The organism is Exiguobacterium sp. s183, from assembly GCF_018617655.1.
Lineage (GTDB): Bacteria > Bacillota > Bacilli > Exiguobacteriales > Exiguobacteriaceae > Exiguobacterium > Exiguobacterium aestuarii_A.
On sequence record NZ_JACSKN010000002.1, the window covers coordinates 172,847 to 189,057 of the forward strand.

Genomic DNA, 16,211 nt, shown 5'->3' on the forward strand with positions numbered 1-16,211 from the left:
GTCACACCTCAAATCGTCTCACTGCTCGGCTCTTCCACCCGAACCGTGTGCGTGATGACATCTAATAGATAAAAGAGGGCCACTTCCCGAATGGAGGTCACGTTCGCGTTTTCCGTCGAGGCGACGGTCAAGCGGACGTCGGAGACAGAGAAGAGTGGTGAATCGCTTTGTGTCGATAAACCTACCGTGACGGCACCAATCCGTTTCGCATGTGTCAATCCGTCGATGACCTCCTCACTGTAGCCATCGCGACTGAGCCCGATGACGAGTGTCTCTGGACGAATCGCCCGTTTCGACAATTGAATCGCTTGCGCGCCCGAGAATCCGTCCGTCATGACACCAAATTCGAGGAGTTTCGTCTTGATGGCGGGTAAGAGCGGTGACCACTCATCCGTCGCGTATAAGACGACCTGGTTCGTCGATTCAAGCACTTCCTTCAGTCGATTCATCGCTTTTTGGTCGTACAACGACTCGTATTTCTTCATCATCATGAAGTACGCTTCATTGATATCATCGAGCCCATCGATATTCGAGGGACCGTAGTAGCGATTGCTGACGGTCGCCTCTTTGGCGAGTAGGCGCAACTTGTTATATGACCCGAATTCGAGCTTTTGACAAAAACGGGTGATCGTCGCTTCCGAGACGTTGATCTGACGAGACATCTCCGTGATCGTCTTGTTCGGAACGGCCTCGAGGTTCTGGATGATAAAGTCTGCGACGAGCTGTTCTCGCTTCGTGAAACGATGATGGTTCGACTCGATGATCGTCGTGATGCTCCGGAGCGGTCGCATCGATTCCTGGAGCAAGAAGTGACGAAGCGCCCCAATCATGCCTGCGTTGTTCAAGTTCCGGGCAATCTCGATTGTCGTCTTCTCTAAGATGGCCGGGATGATGTCGGCAGCCAGTTGCTTCATGATGCGAGGATACAGGTAGTCTTTTTGCGCCGTGATTCCGCCACCGATGATGATTTTTTCTGGGTTCATCATATACGTCACCGTCGCGATCCCTTTTGACAAGTAATAGACGAGGCGGTCGATTTCTTCGATGGCGATCGGATTACCCGCATGTGCCATCTCGAACACGTCTTTCCCGTTCAGTCCCGTCTGTTCCGTTCTCGCCTCGACACGTTCGATGAGGACACGCGTCGACGCCAATTCTTCGAACGCATATCCTTCGATCGGGATATATCCGATCTCACCCCCACTGAAGCTATGTCCCGTATGGAGCTTGTTGTCGAGAATGTAACTGCCTCCGATTCCTGTTCCGATTGTCAGACAGAATAAGCTTTTCGCTCCTTTGCCGCTCCCAATCCATGACTCGGCCAGTCCGGCACAGTTCACATCGTTTTCGACCTCGACCGGCAGACTGAACGTCGCCTCTAACGTTTCTTTTAATCGCGTGCCCGTGTAGGCCGGAATCAATTTCGAAGCATAGACGACAATCCCTTCTTTCGAATCGACTTGTCCTGCCGTCGAGATGCAGATGCCTTGTACGTCGTGACGCGTCTGCAAGTCACGGATGAAGCCCGTCACCTTCTCTAAGATGTGAGCCCCGCCCTGGTTGGCTTCGGTCATACTCTCGTGCTTTTCGATAAAGATCGCATCTTCCGTCAACACACCGTACTTGATAAACGACCCGCCAATGTCGAGCGCTACGAATTTTCTCATCTTTGTCACCTTCTTCGTTAAAGTCTATTTCTCTTCGCTCGTCACCCGGATCGTCACGATGTCTTTCGGTCGGACCGTGAACGTTTCACCCACTCGTTCGATGATGTCTCCTGTTAACGTTACTCTCTCTAATGTTACCTGTTGTGCGAACGTCATGGTAACCGAAACACGTTCCGTCGTCGGATTGAATAGGCGAATTTCACTTACATTCGGTTCAATTCCTGTCACACTCGAGAAGACGCCACCTGTCATCGTGAACCAATGCTTCGGTGCCGTTGCGCGTGTTTGCTGCACAATCGGTCGTCGACGGAAGCTCGTGATGTGTGTCGCCGACTCGTTCTCTCGGTTCAACACAAGTCCGTATTCGAACGTGTCGGTTCGCAGACATTGTGCACCCGGCACTTCAAATCCTGGTCCTGCCCCGTTTCCTCGCGTGCGCAAATCCCGTCGAGACAGCCAGCCGACCGCACGGAGCATCGTCAGCTCCACGACGTCTCGGCCGTCATATGTGCTCACTTCGTATTCTTGCAAACCGCGATGGACGAGGGTGTGCGCATTCGCCTGAACGAACGAATAGGTCGGTGCTTGCGCCATGACGCACTCTTCATTTTTCCCGGCATCAAATCGCTTGTCCCGCATCGTTTTCCGTTCGTTCCAATCAAACGCCGTGTCCGCTGTCGTGACTTCGCACGTTCCGACATCAAAGGCGACACGGAGCTTGTGGTCTTGCGCTTTGTTATCTACCGTCGTCTTGAAGCGGATGAGCGGGTCGTGTTCATAAAGTGTGACCGTCGTCGTGATCGGCATCGTCACCATCTGTCCGCTTCCTGTTTGACGTGAATCATCCAAAGATGCGGGGACCGTCAACGCATATTCGAGACGCATCGTTTGATGGGCTTGACCACGCTCCACCGTGGCATGGCGTAGCGTCGCTTTCGTCAAACGGTCTTCACGTGGTGGTGAATAGTTATATGTGTCTCCTGCATCGAGACTCGAGTAGAAGACATGCTGTCCTGGATATCGCGTCCCTGTCTCTACATCTGTGATCGTTAAGCCTTGATCGTCCACTTCGACTTTGACGAACGCATTCTCGATAGCATCATCTATTCGGTCGGGCCGTGCGACTTCTGCTTCAATCCGTTCAATCTCGCACACATAGGCTCCTGCCCCTTCGACCGGTATTGAAAAGACGACGTCATACTCGACATACTCATCGTAATGCGGCTCTGCCAAGATGTGTCGTAGAAACACTTCCTTCTCTTCCCGGCGCAAGACGTCGATTTCAATCGGTCGCCCGTTCATGCTGAGGCGAATCTGTCCGAGGTCGAGTCGTTTCGGGATGCGAATCGTCGTTTCCACCGGGAGCGTCCGCTCGATGGGAACGGTCGAAATCACCACGAGCTGATCGTTATACCCTTCACCGAAATACGGTGCCGGATAATGCTTGTCGAGCTGCGTCTGTTCGAACTGTCTCATGGCAGCAAGGGCACGTGCTGAACGCGTCTCCATCTCGTCATGGACGGCATCGATGCTACATCCGCAGATGCTGTCGTGCGGTTGGTTTTGTAAAATCAGTTTCCATACATACTCTCGGAATGAATCGTTTCGTGTCTCTGTTCCGAGAAAGGCGTTCAAAAATCCGAGTGTGTTGAGCGCTTCATCTTCAACGAGTTGATTATCCCGCTTCAGATACGTCCTTGTCGAGAGAACACCTGGTAGGATGAAGATTTTCGATGGGTCCCGCTGTTCACCGTGTATCGAGGCGGTCGGACGATGTGTCGCCACCGCGTCCGAGTAATCGGACATGAGTGATTGACGGATCGGCAAATTGATGGCATCGAGCCGATCCTTGATGTCAGGTACCGTAAACGTATGGTCGGCCCCGTTCATGACGAGGTAATGACCGCTTTTCACGAACGGTTCGTTACGTGTCAAATAGTCATCCATCTCTTTTTGAAATGCCTCATGCTTTAAGAACGTCTGATAATAGCCTTCGAACAAAGGCAGGACGAACGTCTTGACGTGCGACCCGTTCGGCGCGATCCACGTATTCTCGAATGAATCCGATACGGCGCCACGCCAGAGGATGGCGTGACCGATCCCGAACTGCTCTAGAATCTGTGGCATCTGTCCGATATGTCCGAACGTATCCGGCAAATAGCCGATATCATGTTTCGATCCCAGTTCGCGTGCCATCTTCGTCCCAATCTTCAAGTTTTGAATGAGCGACTCTCCTGCCACTAAAAACTCGTCGGCGAGTAAGTACCATGGTCCGACCTCGATCTTGCCTGCCCGGATCCACTCGACGAGCTGTTCATATTCGTCCGCACTGACCACTTCCCGGTAATCGTCGAGCACGATCGTCTGTCCGTCTAAGAAGAAGTTATCGAATTGTCCGGTCTGAAGCCGGTCGACGACATAGCGTAGTCCTTCTGTCAGTTTGAAGCGGAACGATTCGAACGATTCGTACCATTCCCGGTCCCAATGCGTATGATTCAAGACATGTACTTGTTTCATTGGAGGACCTCCATTCGTTCCCGAATCAACGCACCGTCGAGTTCATTCAGTGCCGTTTTCGTTTTCAATGCGAGTGCGACGGCGAGTCCTGTCGCTTCCCCGACGTCTCGTAGCGTCGGTTGAATCCGAAGGGAGGCTTGCATCAAGAACGTGCTCGAGATGTGTCGTCCGGCGAAGATGACATTCGTCACTTCGTTCACGATGAGGGCACGGTACGGGATCTCATAATATTCACCCGCCGTATATTTCTTCGGTAACGCCTCGGCTCCTTTGACGCGATGTACATCGACGTACCAGTCACCTTTAGCGATTGCGTCATGAAAGCGAGCCCGATTTGCATAGTCCGCCTCGGACAATACATACTTCCCTTGAATCCGGTACGATTCACGGATGCCGAGCTGTGTCGCTTCTTTTAATAAGAACGCGGACTCAAATCCTGGTAAATGACGGACCAAGAATCTGCTGAGACGCTGCATCATCTGTCGCCCGATCCGCACCGCTTCAGAGCGAGCGAACGGGTCGGTCGTATCCGTCAATCCAGGGATGTGGGGACAATTAAAAGAGAAGACACCCGGTTTGCCCGGTTGTGTGAACCCTTGGAAGTATTTCAGGTCGTCGACCGTGAGTTCGCCTGTTGCCAATCCGTCCCGGAATAACCCTTCGAGCACATGCCCTTTCCCGGGGACCATGACGATCTCGAAGAAATCTGGATCCTCGATCTGACAGAACGTTTCGCCGAGTCCGAGCACATAGTCCCGGACACGAGCAAGATCGACACCGCCCATCTCAAAACGGAACGTCATCTGTTGATTATGTCCGTTCTCATCTCCAGAAGACGTCGGGATGTCGGACACACGGGCGACGACGGCGTCCGCTGAAGCATCGATGACCGTCTGCGTCCGAATCGCGACGAGGCCGGCACATGTCTGGACGATCAGATGGGTGATGGTGTCATCGGCTTTTAACACATCGATGACGATGGCATCGTATAATACCTGACATCCGACTTGTTCCAACAACTCATCTAGCACCGCAGTGAGCGTCTCGACGTTGAACCACCGACAATTCGTCGTCCCATCGTCCGTTTTGACGCCGCGCTCTTCTAGTCGGTCTAGAATGTGCCGGTTGACGCCCCGAGGCTGGACGTGCGTCGGCATCATCGGAGAGACGAGTGCGTTCGTCTGCGTCCCCCCGAGTGCGATCGTCTTTTCAATGAGAAGTGTATCGATTCCTTCGTTTGCTGCCGTATAGGCTGCCGTCACGCCAGACGTCCCGCCGCCAACGACGACACACCCGACTTCTCGTACTACCTTGATTTCGTGTCCTGCGTAATGAATCATCTCTTCCGCGTCCTTTCTCTCTTAACCTTTCACGGCGCCATCTGTCGCACCGGAGATAAAGTATTTTTGGAGCGCCATGAATAAAATCAATGTCGGGATCGTCGTCAAGATCGATGCCGCGCTAATCAGTTTCAAGTTTGAGCCATCAAAGTTTTGCGACAGTTGCGCCAATCCGATCGAGAGGGTGTACATGCTACTCTCCGTCGAGTTGAGGAGTGGCCACAAGTAGTCGCCCCACGTCCCCATGAACGTAAAGATCGCCAACGTGACGAGTGTCGGTTTGACGAGCGGCAACGCCACACGATACCAGACTTGGAAGCGGTTCGCCCCGTCCAAGTAAGCTGACTCTTCAAGCTCTTTCGGGATACGCAAGTACGCTTGACGCATCAAGTAAATCCCAAACGCTGTCGCCACCTGCATCACGACGAGACCGATGTAAGAGTTGCGTAGACCGAGCTCTCCCGCGAGTTGGAAAAGTGGTGCCATGTACAGTTGGAACGGGACCATCATCGTCGCGATGATGAGTGAGAGGACGACACCTCTCCCCCGGAAGTCCATCCGTGCCAGCGGATATGCCGCGAGGCTACAGAAGAGCAAGTTCAGCGGGATGGCGATCGCCGTCACGATGAACGTATTCAAAAAGTAGAGACCGAAGTTCGCTTTCGAGAACGAATCGGTGAAGTTCGCGAGTGTCGGGTCTGTCGGATAGACCGTCCCGTAAATGCTTTCCCCTGGCGACTTGAGTGCCATGAACAACGTGACGAGGAACGGTCCGACCGTGATGACCGAAATGAAAATCATCAATAGATACAACATGATTTTTTGTGTCGTTTGTTTACGTTTCATCTTCACTTCTCCTTTATGCCCGTAAATCTTCTTCTCGTGAACTCGTCAATTTCATCTGAAGCAATGAAGCGCCGATTGCGAGAAGGAGCAGGACGACACCAGCGGCGGATGCGATACTGACGTCCAGTGACATGAACTTGTTGTAGATGTACATGACGAGCGTCGTGGTCGCGCCAGCCGGACCGCCACCTGTCGTCAAGGCGATTTCTTCGAACACTTTCATCCCGGCAATGATCGTCATGACCGAGACGAGGGTGACAGATGGTGTGAGCATCGGTACGGTGATACGCCAGAATTTTTGGAAGGCGTTCGCTCCGTCAATCTCGGCAGATTCGTAGACGTCTTTCGAGATCGACTGAAGTCCTGCCAAATAGATGATCATGTAGTAGCCCAAGCCTTTCCACACGGTGATTGCGGATACGGCGACGAGAGCGGTCGAGCTTTGGACGAGTAAGTTTGTCGGATTGTCAAACAGGCCGAGCGATACGAAGATCGATGAGACCGGACCACTCTGTGAGTAAAGCATCTTCCACATGAGCGCGGCGACGACCATCGGCGTGACGACCGGCAAGTAATACAAGATGCGGAACGTCGAGACGCCTTTGATGGCCTGATTGACGAGAACTGCTAAAATCATTGGCAAAAAGATATTCAATGGAAGAACGATGATCAAAAATAAAATCGTATTCCATAACGCGAGCCAGAACGACGTATCTGTAAAAATCTCTTTGAAGTTGGCGAGTCCGACGAACTCTCCAGTCCCCGCAATGATTTTATAGTCCAACAAACTCCAGTGGAACGCCTCGACGATCGGAATGACGAGGAACGTGCCGAGCACAACAATCGATGGGAGTAGGAACAGCCAAGGGGTGAGGAGGTTTTTCTTCTTCCGTCTGACGACCTTCGTTTTCGTGGTCGATACAGGGAGTGCTATATTCTCTTTATTCATCTTCAGGTCTCCTTCCAATAAAACGAGCTGAACCAAAAGAGGGGTCTCCTTTTGATTCAGCTCTCAACGTTTAGAACGTCACGCTCTCTCCAGATTTCTCGAACGCGTCATCCCAAGCTTTCGCAAGTGCTTCTACTGCTTCTTTACCTGACATTTTTCCTTGTAAGTTTTGAACGAAGATGTTCTTCGTCGCTTCACGGAGTTCCGCACTGTTCTCTGTCGGTGGGACAAGAACTTCAGCACGTTCGAGTGATTTCGAAGCTTCCATCATCCCGAGTGCTTTCGGTGAGTCGCCCGGATTCGTGAAGTAGTCATCCTCGAGTGAAGCTTTCGTAGATGGGAGGACCGTTCCTGCCGTCTTCGCGAATTCGAGCTGATTGTCGGCATTCGTGACAAACTCGGCGAATGCGACCGCTGCCTCTTTATTCTTCGTCTTCGCCGGTACGGCGAAGTTCATGACTGCAACGTTAACCGGTGCGTCTGATGCTTCAAGCGGCTGTCCTGCTTTTGAGACTTCATAGATGTCCGGTGCGCCGCTCTCGACCGGTCCGAGGAATGTGACGCCACCTTCGAGTAATGACGTGTTGCCTGCCATGTAGAGTTCTTGACCTGTCTTGATCGAGCCTTCAGCCGCTTCTTGCGGGATCAATCCTTCGTCATACATTTTTTGCATCGTCTCGAAATAGTTGATGATGTCCGCATTGTCGGCGAACGTCGCTTTTCCATCTTCGACGATCGGTTCACCCGCGATGGAGACCATTTTCTCCATGATGGCGTTCCCGTCATTGATGACCGGATAGAACGCCGGTTTACCCGTCTTGTCCGTCAACATTTTCGACGCTTCGTAAATGCCTTCCGTCGAAGTCGGGACTTCTTTGATGCCCGCCTGTTCGAAGTGGTCCCCGTTGTACCAAGAGACGGTCGTCGTCAAGTACCAAGGAAGTGCGTACAGTTTGTCTTCGAACATACCAGACTTGTATGGACCATCCACATAAGCCGTTTTCGCTTCTTCAGACAATATGTCGTCGAGTTCGAGCAATCCACCTTGTGCCGCGATGTTCGACATATAGTGTGGGTTCAAGTTGACGACGTCCGGAACGTCACTACCCGTCAACGACGTCAATACTTTTTGCTCCATCTCATTTTGTGGCACGTCTTCGATGACGACATCCACGTCTGGATGCATCTCTTCAAACTCTTTTTCAATCTCGTCAAAATACGAATCGAATGGCTCCCCTGCGAGTGAGGCCGTCCACATCGTCACCTTCCCCGACAGTTCCCCGTCACTCGATGCCGAACCGCTACCAGACTCTTCATTGCTACAAGCCATCAAGCCGACTGACAAGGCAGCGATCGATGCGCTCGCTGCGAGTTGTTTCGTACGTTTTTTCATCTTTCATTTCCTCCCCGAGATAAAATAGAAAGCGTTTTCACAAATTCATCATATCGTCTCAGAAATCTATTTGCAATACTAAAATCAAAATGAAAATAATTTTCTAAATAAAAACTCGCCCCTTTTCAGAGACGAGTCTAACGGTTAGAACCCTTGACGATCGATGGCGTATTGTAACCACTCTTTCATATCATCCGTTCGTGACTGTAAACGGTCATATAACACCGGCTCGAGTTGCTTGTTTGTTTTCATGACTTCTAATGACTGGTCGATTCGTTGTACGTCCTCTAGGTTGAGCGATTGTTTTCTCGCCGCCTTCTCAAGACGCTGGATCTCTTTGGCGAGTGCACGACCCGCTTTTTTATCCATCGCCCCTTTTGGCATATACAGGCTGTTCATCTCGCGGCGCGTGTCTTTCAACAAGGCTTCGATGGCGAGGAGCGGCTCTTCCCCTGGGTTGACGGCCGTCTCACGCCAAGGACCTTTCCCTAGCGCATCGACGGACGGGGCGCTCGCTTGACCGAATGCGAACATGTTCACACCCGACGTGCCAAACTTCGCCGACAGGACATCGTCCACCGCCGCTCCCTCGCTCAGGTGGTGATAGAACGAGTAGATCCCAGTGAAGTACATCGTCCCTTCCGGCATCAGCTTCTTACTCGCCTGGACCGTCTTTTGAATGCTATTGAAGTCATGTCCGTATGCTTGTGGAATGACGGCATCGATGTCTTCTTTCCAGTCACTGATATACACTTCTTCCGCGCCTGGTTCTGGCGTCGCCGTCAGCATGAACTTCGAATTATTTTGTTTGGAGACGTCATGCAACTTGTCGACGAATTCGTTCTCTCGTTCGCGCACCCATGCTTGGAACGCCTCCCATTCCGGCGTGTCCTTCTTCAAATCGACCGGGTCGATGCCGCTCACTTGCTCATAGAGCGCCCGCGTCGGTTCGCTAAATCCATACGCTTTGTCAAAACCATGATGCGGGAGTCGCATGTAATCGATGTTCAACCCTTTGATGTCGTAAGTCGATTCCATCTCCTCATAGAGCGCGAGCATATAGTCTTGCACTTCAGGCTGCATGATATCTAGCCAATAATAGCGGCTCGACGTGTCCGGCGCCGGCTGTCCGGTCGTATTCGTCCGTTGTACGGCCGCCCATTCCGGATACTGTTTGAACTGAGATGGGACACCGAGGCTCGCTTCCCCAACCATGAATCCATCTGTCCATGCGTGAACCGTCATGCCTCGCTCTTTCGCTTCCGCGATATAGGCGGCGAGAATGTCGGTGTCGTGCTCGCCGAAATCACCGTTTTTGAAGTTCGGGTGCTGGGTGGGAAGTCCATACTGTTCCTGGACCGCACTCGGATAGATCGGGTATCCCCAGAACGTCGTCTCGAGATAGACCGCATTGAACCCGGCCTTTTCCATTCGATCTAAGACGGTCTCGACGCCTGCTAACGTCGACTCTTTCGGACGATGCCACACCGCACGTTGCTCGGCGACACCTGAGTCGATGGAGTAATAATAGGCATCATACGCACGCTGCGTCGCTTGCCTTACCGCATCTAAGGCGATGACCGGGTCTGACTCCCCATCCGCCTGATCTAAATATGTCCGAGCGGAACGGAGCGCCTCGTCTGCCAAGTCGAGCGGGACGTCAATCCATTCCGCACGCGCTTTTGCAATCGACTGTTCAGCCTTCTCAATCGCTTTCTCACTTTGGAACGCATAGCTGTCCACATCCTGTGTGATCGTGATGACCCCGTCCGTCACGTCGACTTTCGCCCCGATGATGCTGTTCCCTGAAAGGAATGCCGAGCTGACACCATGGCCACTGACGACGAATCCGTTATCTGGGATGCTTGAATTCCCGCCCCCAAGCTTCGTCACATAGCCATCTTCGACCGTGATCTCATAGCCATATACGTTCGTCTTCGTCGACTCCCCGAACGCAGGCGTATAGACGATCAACTGGTCCGGGCCGCGGAATCCATCGAACGGTGCCCCGTCCGGGTTCGATGTTCGCGTCGGATCGACGGCGTTCGCCGTGCGTTCTTCTTGTTTGACGACCGGCTCCTCGAGCATGACGCGCTCCCCGACTTCGAGCTGACGCAAGAACGAAGCGACCGCTTCCGTCGTGTCTTTACCCGTCGACAGGACGAGACCATTCTCTGGGATCGGACTGTTCCCGCCTCGTTTCTCCGCTACCGTGTACGTATTGATTCCGACTTTCTCTAGCACGACTTCCGTACTCGCCGGGTTCGTCTCCGTGTAGTAGCTGAACTGATCGTTGAAGATGATGAGTTGCTGCTGGTTCGCGAGTTTGTTGATACCTCCGACACGCATCTCGTCACCCGAGGCGTCGATGACTTTCATCACCTCTTCAGCTGCCGCTCCTTGCATCGGTAATAAACTTCCCAACAACGTGAGGCTAAGTGCCGTACCAACTACGTTACGTTTGTTCATCCCATTCACTCCCTCTTCTAGTAAGTAACCGCTTACAAAAACAACATAGCATAGAGGGTGATAGGTAAAAATAATCATTTTACTTTTATGGAATTTATTGAAAATTATTTTCATTTTAAGAATAGAGCTTCCCGTCTTACGTTTGTCTGCATGAATGACTAGTTCCTTCGTCCCAATACGCCAATGAAGTCTGACTTGTTCACCCAGAATGAAAAAAACTCCGTCAAAATGACGGAGTGCTCACAGTAAAGGGGCGATGAACTTCAACTTTTCTTCCTCGTGGCGGCTCGAGAGACCATGTCCATATTCCGGATAGACACGGAACGCCTTCTCGCCTGAAAGTTCACGGAATAGCGCATACCCTGTCGACGGAGGGCACACCTCATCTAAAAGACCGACCCCGACCATGACGGGACAGGTGATGCGTCTCGCAAAATTGATCCCGTCAACATAGCGAAGCGTATCGTACAATCTCGCTTCCGACTCGTGAAGAGGATCATGTACTTTGAAGTAGTGCGAGATTTCTAAGTACGGGCCGTCCGTCGCGAGCTCGACCCCTCGCAGTATATCACAAAGGAATGGGATATCGACCAAGGCAGCCTTCACTTTCGGATGCAAGGCGCTAACCCCGAGGGCGATGCCACCACCCTGGCTCCCTCCTTCGACGATTGCTGATTTCGCACCTGACAGCATGAGGGCGACATCGAGCGCTCGGATTGAGTCTAGCATGACCCGCGTATAATAATACGTCTCTTTCTTGAAAATCCCTCGCGTCATCCATCCGGCGGCACCGCCCAAAGGCATGAGCACGGACTGCTCCGGGTCCATTCCTTGGTCTCGTGTCTCGACGAGCAGCACGGCCATTCCTTGTACGACATACTTCATGGCGATATGAGGCTCGTGCGTATTCCAGTTATACCCGTGATAGAGGACGACGACGGGAAGCGAGCGGTCAATCGTTGTCGGTTTGATGAACGTCGCTTTGTGTACGAGCGCCCCATGCGACAAGTAACGGATGTCTTCCATCTCGACGTTTCGGACGTAAGCGGGGATTGGATTCCGTTCGATCTGCATCGGAATGTCCCGTAACGTCTCGAGTTCTCGCTCCCAGAATCGATCAAAGTCGTCCGGCATCGTGACACTCGAGCGGTAAGCCTCTAACTCACGGACCGACACATCAACGCCCGGCATGGACGACATCTCCTTTCTTGATGGCGAGGGCGAGCGCTCCTTTTAATCCGGCGAAATCACCGAGTGTCGGTGGGACGATATACGTCTCCAACTCATTCACATACGGATTTTGAATATAGCCGTTCATCTTCTGTCGAAACGCTTCACGCACTTTCGGGAACAGGTGTGACTGCTTCATGACACCACCGCCGAGAATCATCCGCTCCGGGGCGAGAATGAGGGCGATGTTGACAAGCGCCTGTGCCAAATAATCCGCCTCGATGTCCCACGCTAGGTGGGTCGGGTCGAGCAAGTGCGCCTTCTTGCCATGTCTCGCCTCGATGGCAGGACCTGATGCCAATCCTTCAAGACAGTCTCCGTGATACGGGCAGACACCTTTCGACATGTCATCGGGGTGACGACGGACCATCATGTGTCCCATCTCCGGATGCCCCATCCCGTGGACGAGTTCCCCGTCAATCACGGCACCCGCTCCAATCCCGGTACCGACCGTCATGTAGAGACAACTTGAGACGTCAGTCGCCCCGCCAAACGTCATCTCCCCGAGTGCCGCTCCGTTCACGTCAGTATCGAGCACAATCGGGACTTGAAAGTGTGCCTTCAACACGTCATAGAGTGGGTAGTTCGCCCACTTTATTTTCGGTGTCGTGGTGATGCATCCATACGTCTCACTCGACAGATTCAAGTCGACCGGACCGAATGTGCCAACGCCGAGCGCCTCAATCGTTTCTCCTTCAAAGAACTCGAACACGCTTGCCATCGTCTCTTCCGGGTCCGTCGTCGGGATGGACGCGTGACGGATGACGTCCCCTGTCTCCGTCCCGATGCCACAGACGATTTTCGTCCCCCCTAATTCAATCGCTCCAAACATATGTAGCTCCCCTTTCCAGTGTGGTGTCCTACTCACTTCAAACTGCAATCGCTTACAATTAACTCCATGCTACCTGCCACGACACGCGGTTGGTCGCTCACCGTCACAACGAGATGATCGCCCTTCTCGAGCGGGACCCCGTCCAACGCCCCCTCTCCGTTCAGCACACTGATGAGACGGAAGCGGTCCAGTGGTCTGAGCACGAATCCGTCTGTGACGTCCATCCGATAGACGTTGAACTCGTCCGTCTCGATCAATGTCTGAACCGTACCGCCCGTCACGTCTTTCGTCGTCGGATGAACGATTGTAGGCATATCCGGTACCGTCGTCACTTCAATCGCTTGATCGAGATGGAGCTCACGGACATTCCCTTCGTCGTCTGTCCGGTCAAAGTCATATACCCGATACGTCGTGTCTGAAGACTGTTGCGTCTCAAGGATGACAATCCCTTCCCCGATCGCATGGATCGTCCCGCTCGGCACGAAAATGAAATCGCCCGCCTTCACCGGTTGACGACGTAACAACGTGTCCCACTCACCATGCGCAATCGCTTCGGCCAACTGTTCTTTCGTCTCCGCCGTATGTCCGAGAATCAATTCCGCACCCGGCTCTGCCTCGACGACGTACCAACATTCCGTCTTCCCGTATGGTTCTCCTTCTAGACGCATCGCTTCCTCATCGTTCGGGTGGACCTGGACGGACAAGTCGTCCGCCGCATCGAGCAGTTTGACGAGGAGCGGGAAGCTGTCGAGCGTGTACGCCCCAAACAACTCGCGTTTCTCCTCCCAAAGTTCAGCGAGTGTGTACCCTGCAAATTGACCGGAAGTGACGACGCTCATCCCGTTCGGATGGGCCGAGATGCCCCAACACTCGCCGATGTTTCCTTGCGGCAGGTCATACTCGAACGTCGTCTCGAGCTTACGCCCTCCCCAAAGTCGTTCCTGAAAGACTGGTGTGCATGTTAAGATCATGATTCATTCCCCCATTTCTGTGTCTACACCAAGAGGACGCTCTCCGTGAGCGCCCTAAAAGTTTACGCATGTACCGTTTCAAGTTGTGCCATGACATCCTCAACCGTCGTCGCCTCTTGAAGATGACGACGAAACTCATCATCGATGAGACGCCGGCTCAAGAGGGCGAGCATCCGTAAATGTTCGTCCCCTTCCGCTGCCTCAGGGACCCCAATCATGAAAATCAGTTTAGCCGGTTCCCCGTCGAGACTGTCCCACTCGATGCCGTTCGATGCTTTCGCGAACGCGATGACAGGACGTTTGACAGCATCCGTTTTTCCGTGTGGAATGGCGACTTCAAAGCCGATCCCGGTCGAACTGAGCGCTTCCCGACGCTCCAACGCCTCCAAGTACGACAATCGGTCGTTCAAATAGCCGGCACCTTCCAATTTACGCGTCAACACATCGAACGCTTCTTCCCGTGAAGTGACATCCAAATCAAGTTCGATCAGTGACGTTTCCATGTAATCCATCAGTTTCATCTCGATCTCTCCCTTAGCTGACTTGTTTCAAGGCTTCTGAGTTTGTATTTTTCCGTTGGGCACGCTCTTTCAAGAAGATGGTCGTAAACGCCGTAATGAGCGAACCGATGAGTACCGACACGAAGAACATGATGACGTTGTCGACAGCACCGAGCACCGCCACGACCGGCCCCCCGTGAGGAACGTTGTTCGTCACGCCGACCGTGATGGCGATGGCCGCACCGACCATGGCTCCAATCATATTGGCCGGGATGACACGCAGTGGGTCACCAGCCGCGAACGGGATGGCCCCTTCCGTGATACCGACTAGCCCCATCATGAAGGCTGCCTTTCCTGCCTCTTGCTCTTCTTTCACGAATAGTTTTTTACGAAGGAACGTCGCGATGCCCATCCCGAGTGGTGGGATACAGATGGCGACCGCAATCGCCCCCATGATGCCCGTCTGCCCTTCGGCAATCATCGATGCTCCGAATAGGAAGGCGACCTTGTTGACCGGGCCTCCCATATCAAAGGCGATCATGGCACCGAGCAACAGACCGAGCACGATCTTACTTGACCCTTCCATCCCTTGAAGCATAGACGTCAAGCCGTCCATGAGTCCGGCAATCGGTGCACCGACGACGAAGATGAAGAGTGCGGCGATGGCGACCATGCTGACGATCGGAATGACAAGAATCGGCATGATCGGCTGAATCATCTGTGGAACTTTCCACGTTTTGATCCAACGGACGAGATATCCGGCTGCGAAACCTGCCAAGATTCCCCCAAGGAACCCGGCCCCTGCCTCTGACCCATAAAAGCTACCGTTCGCCGCAATGTATCCCCCGACGATACCCGGTGCGAGTGCCGGACGGTCGGCGATGGCATAGGCGATATATCCAGCGAGAATCGGTACCATGAACATGAACGAAGCCGCCCCGACATCTAGCACCTTCTGCCAGACAGACCCTTCCGGAATGGCTAACCCGTTCGCGGTCGGTTCTCCCCCGATGGCGAGCGCCAAGGCGATCAATAAGCCCCCGACCACGACGAACGGGATCATATGGCTCACACCGTTCATGAGCGCCCGATAGACGATGTTCCCGTCTTTTTCTTTCTTGACGTCCTTCGTTGCTCCTTTTTGGATCGGAGCGGTCTTGACGCGTTCAATCAGTTCTGCCGGTTGCTTGATCGCTTCAGCGACCGGAACAACGACGATGCGTTTCCCAGAGAAACGGTTCAAATCGACCGCCTTGTCTGCGGCGATTATGACACCGTCCGCCTCTTTAATTTCCTGTTCAGTCAATCCGTTCTCGATCCCGATTGACCCGTGCGTTTCCACTTTCACGTCATGACCGAGCTCCGCACCCGTCTTTGACAACTTTTCAGCGGCCATGTACGTATGGGCGATGCCGACCGGACAAGCGGTGATGGCAACAATCTTCATAGTGATTTCCCCTTTCGAATAAAGTTGATTTATGCTTGGCTACATGTATA

At 53.1% G+C, this 16,211-nt stretch carries 12 protein-coding genes; all 12 read right to left on the reverse strand.

Going from position 1 to position 16,211, the window contains the following annotated elements:
• Nucleotides 1–8: 8 nt before the first annotated feature.
• The 12 genes from KNP62_RS06360 to KNP62_RS06415 all read right to left on the reverse strand — a co-directional run bounded on the left by KNP62_RS06360 (nucleotide 9) and on the right by KNP62_RS06415 (nucleotide 16,161).
• Entirely contained in the window at nucleotides 9–1,667 is a 1,659-nt protein-coding gene (locus KNP62_RS06360) for an ROK family protein (RefSeq protein ID WP_214784484.1), read from the reverse strand.
• 24 nt (nucleotides 1,668–1,691) lie between these two features.
• Nucleotides 1,692–4,184, reverse strand: a complete 2,493-nt coding sequence (locus tag KNP62_RS06365; protein WP_214784487.1) for a glycoside hydrolase family 38 N-terminal domain-containing protein — start codon at nucleotides 4,182–4,184, stop codon at nucleotides 1,692–1,694.
• A complete protein-coding gene (locus tag KNP62_RS06370; RefSeq protein ID WP_214784490.1) occupies nucleotides 4,181–5,524 on the reverse strand; it encodes an FAD-dependent oxidoreductase in 1,344 nt (447 codons plus the stop codon). The genes KNP62_RS06365 and KNP62_RS06370 overlap by 4 nt, the downstream gene beginning before the upstream one ends.
• A gap of 21 nt (nucleotides 5,525–5,545) precedes the next feature.
• Nucleotides 5,546–6,370: a carbohydrate ABC transporter permease gene (locus KNP62_RS06375; RefSeq protein WP_214784493.1), complete on the reverse strand. Its 825-nt coding sequence runs from the start codon at nucleotides 6,368–6,370 to the stop codon at nucleotides 5,546–5,548.
• A gap of 13 nt (nucleotides 6,371–6,383) precedes the next feature.
• Nucleotides 6,384–7,319 carry a carbohydrate ABC transporter permease gene (locus KNP62_RS06380; protein WP_214736631.1) on the reverse strand — a complete coding sequence of 312 codons (936 nt, stop codon included), beginning with the start codon at nucleotides 7,317–7,319 and terminating at the stop codon, nucleotides 6,384–6,386.
• Nucleotides 7,320–7,389: 70 nt separating this feature from the next.
• Nucleotides 7,390–8,712 carry an ABC transporter substrate-binding protein gene (locus tag KNP62_RS06385; RefSeq protein WP_214784496.1) on the reverse strand — a complete coding sequence of 441 codons (1,323 nt, stop codon included), beginning with the start codon at nucleotides 8,710–8,712 and terminating at the stop codon, nucleotides 7,390–7,392.
• 144 nt (nucleotides 8,713–8,856) lie between these two features.
• Nucleotides 8,857–11,181, reverse strand: coding sequence for a glycoside hydrolase family 10-like protein (locus KNP62_RS06390; RefSeq protein ID WP_214784499.1), 2,325 nt, complete (start codon nucleotides 11,179–11,181; stop codon nucleotides 8,857–8,859).
• 240 nt (nucleotides 11,182–11,421) lie between these two features.
• The gene (locus KNP62_RS06395) at nucleotides 11,422–12,372 is read right to left on the reverse strand and encodes an acetylxylan esterase (RefSeq protein ID WP_214784501.1); all 951 of its coding nucleotides are present in this window, start codon (nucleotides 12,370–12,372) and stop codon (nucleotides 11,422–11,424) included.
• Nucleotides 12,359–13,243: an ROK family protein gene (locus tag KNP62_RS06400; RefSeq protein WP_214784504.1), complete on the reverse strand. Its 885-nt coding sequence runs from the start codon at nucleotides 13,241–13,243 to the stop codon at nucleotides 12,359–12,361. Before KNP62_RS06400 ends, KNP62_RS06395 begins: the two co-directional genes overlap by 14 nt.
• Before the next feature lie 32 nt (nucleotides 13,244–13,275).
• Complete coding sequence (manA, locus tag KNP62_RS06405) at nucleotides 13,276–14,214, reverse strand: mannose-6-phosphate isomerase, class I (protein ID WP_214784506.1); 939 nt, start codon at nucleotides 14,212–14,214, stop codon at nucleotides 13,276–13,278.
• Nucleotides 14,215–14,276: 62 nt separating this feature from the next.
• Nucleotides 14,277–14,735 (reverse strand): PTS sugar transporter subunit IIA, encoded by a 459-nt coding sequence (locus KNP62_RS06410; RefSeq protein WP_214784509.1) that lies wholly within the window; start codon nucleotides 14,733–14,735, stop codon nucleotides 14,277–14,279.
• 13 nt (nucleotides 14,736–14,748) lie between these two features.
• Entirely contained in the window at nucleotides 14,749–16,161 is a 1,413-nt protein-coding gene (locus tag KNP62_RS06415) for a PTS fructose transporter subunit IIC (protein ID WP_214784512.1), read from the reverse strand.
• Nucleotides 16,162–16,211: the final 50 nt, after the last annotated feature.

What these genes read in the sequence shown, in the direction of transcription:
- KNP62_RS06360 (WP_214784484.1), bottom strand. Translation starts at nt 1,667, where the DNA reads ATGAGAAAATTCGTAGCGCTCGACATTGGCGGGTCGTTTATCAAGTAC.
- KNP62_RS06365 (WP_214784487.1), bottom strand. Translation starts at nt 4,184, where the DNA reads ATGAAACAAGTACATGTCTTGAATCATACGCATTGGGACCGGGAATGG.
- KNP62_RS06370 (WP_214784490.1), bottom strand. Translation starts at nt 5,524, where the DNA reads ATGATTCATTACGCAGGACACGAAATCAAGGTAGTACGAGAAGTCGGG.
- KNP62_RS06375 (WP_214784493.1), bottom strand. Translation starts at nt 6,370, where the DNA reads ATGAAACGTAAACAAACGACACAAAAAATCATGTTGTATCTATTGATG.
- KNP62_RS06380 (WP_214736631.1), bottom strand. Translation starts at nt 7,319, where the DNA reads ATGAATAAAGAGAATATAGCACTCCCTGTATCGACCACGAAAACGAAG.
- KNP62_RS06385 (WP_214784496.1), bottom strand. Translation starts at nt 8,712, where the DNA reads ATGAAAAAACGTACGAAACAACTCGCAGCGAGCGCATCGATCGCTGCC.
- KNP62_RS06390 (WP_214784499.1), bottom strand. Translation starts at nt 11,181, where the DNA reads ATGAACAAACGTAACGTAGTTGGTACGGCACTTAGCCTCACGTTGTTG.
- KNP62_RS06395 (WP_214784501.1), bottom strand. Translation starts at nt 12,372, where the DNA reads ATGCCGGGCGTTGATGTGTCGGTCCGTGAGTTAGAGGCTTACCGCTCG.
- KNP62_RS06400 (WP_214784504.1), bottom strand. Translation starts at nt 13,243, where the DNA reads ATGTTTGGAGCGATTGAATTAGGGGGGACGAAAATCGTCTGTGGCATC.
- manA (WP_214784506.1), bottom strand. Translation starts at nt 14,214, where the DNA reads ATGATCTTAACATGCACACCAGTCTTTCAGGAACGACTTTGGGGAGGG.
- KNP62_RS06410 (WP_214784509.1), bottom strand. Translation starts at nt 14,735, where the DNA reads ATGAAACTGATGGATTACATGGAAACGTCACTGATCGAACTTGATTTG.
- KNP62_RS06415 (WP_214784512.1), bottom strand. Translation starts at nt 16,161, where the DNA reads ATGAAGATTGTTGCCATCACCGCTTGTCCGGTCGGCATCGCCCATACG.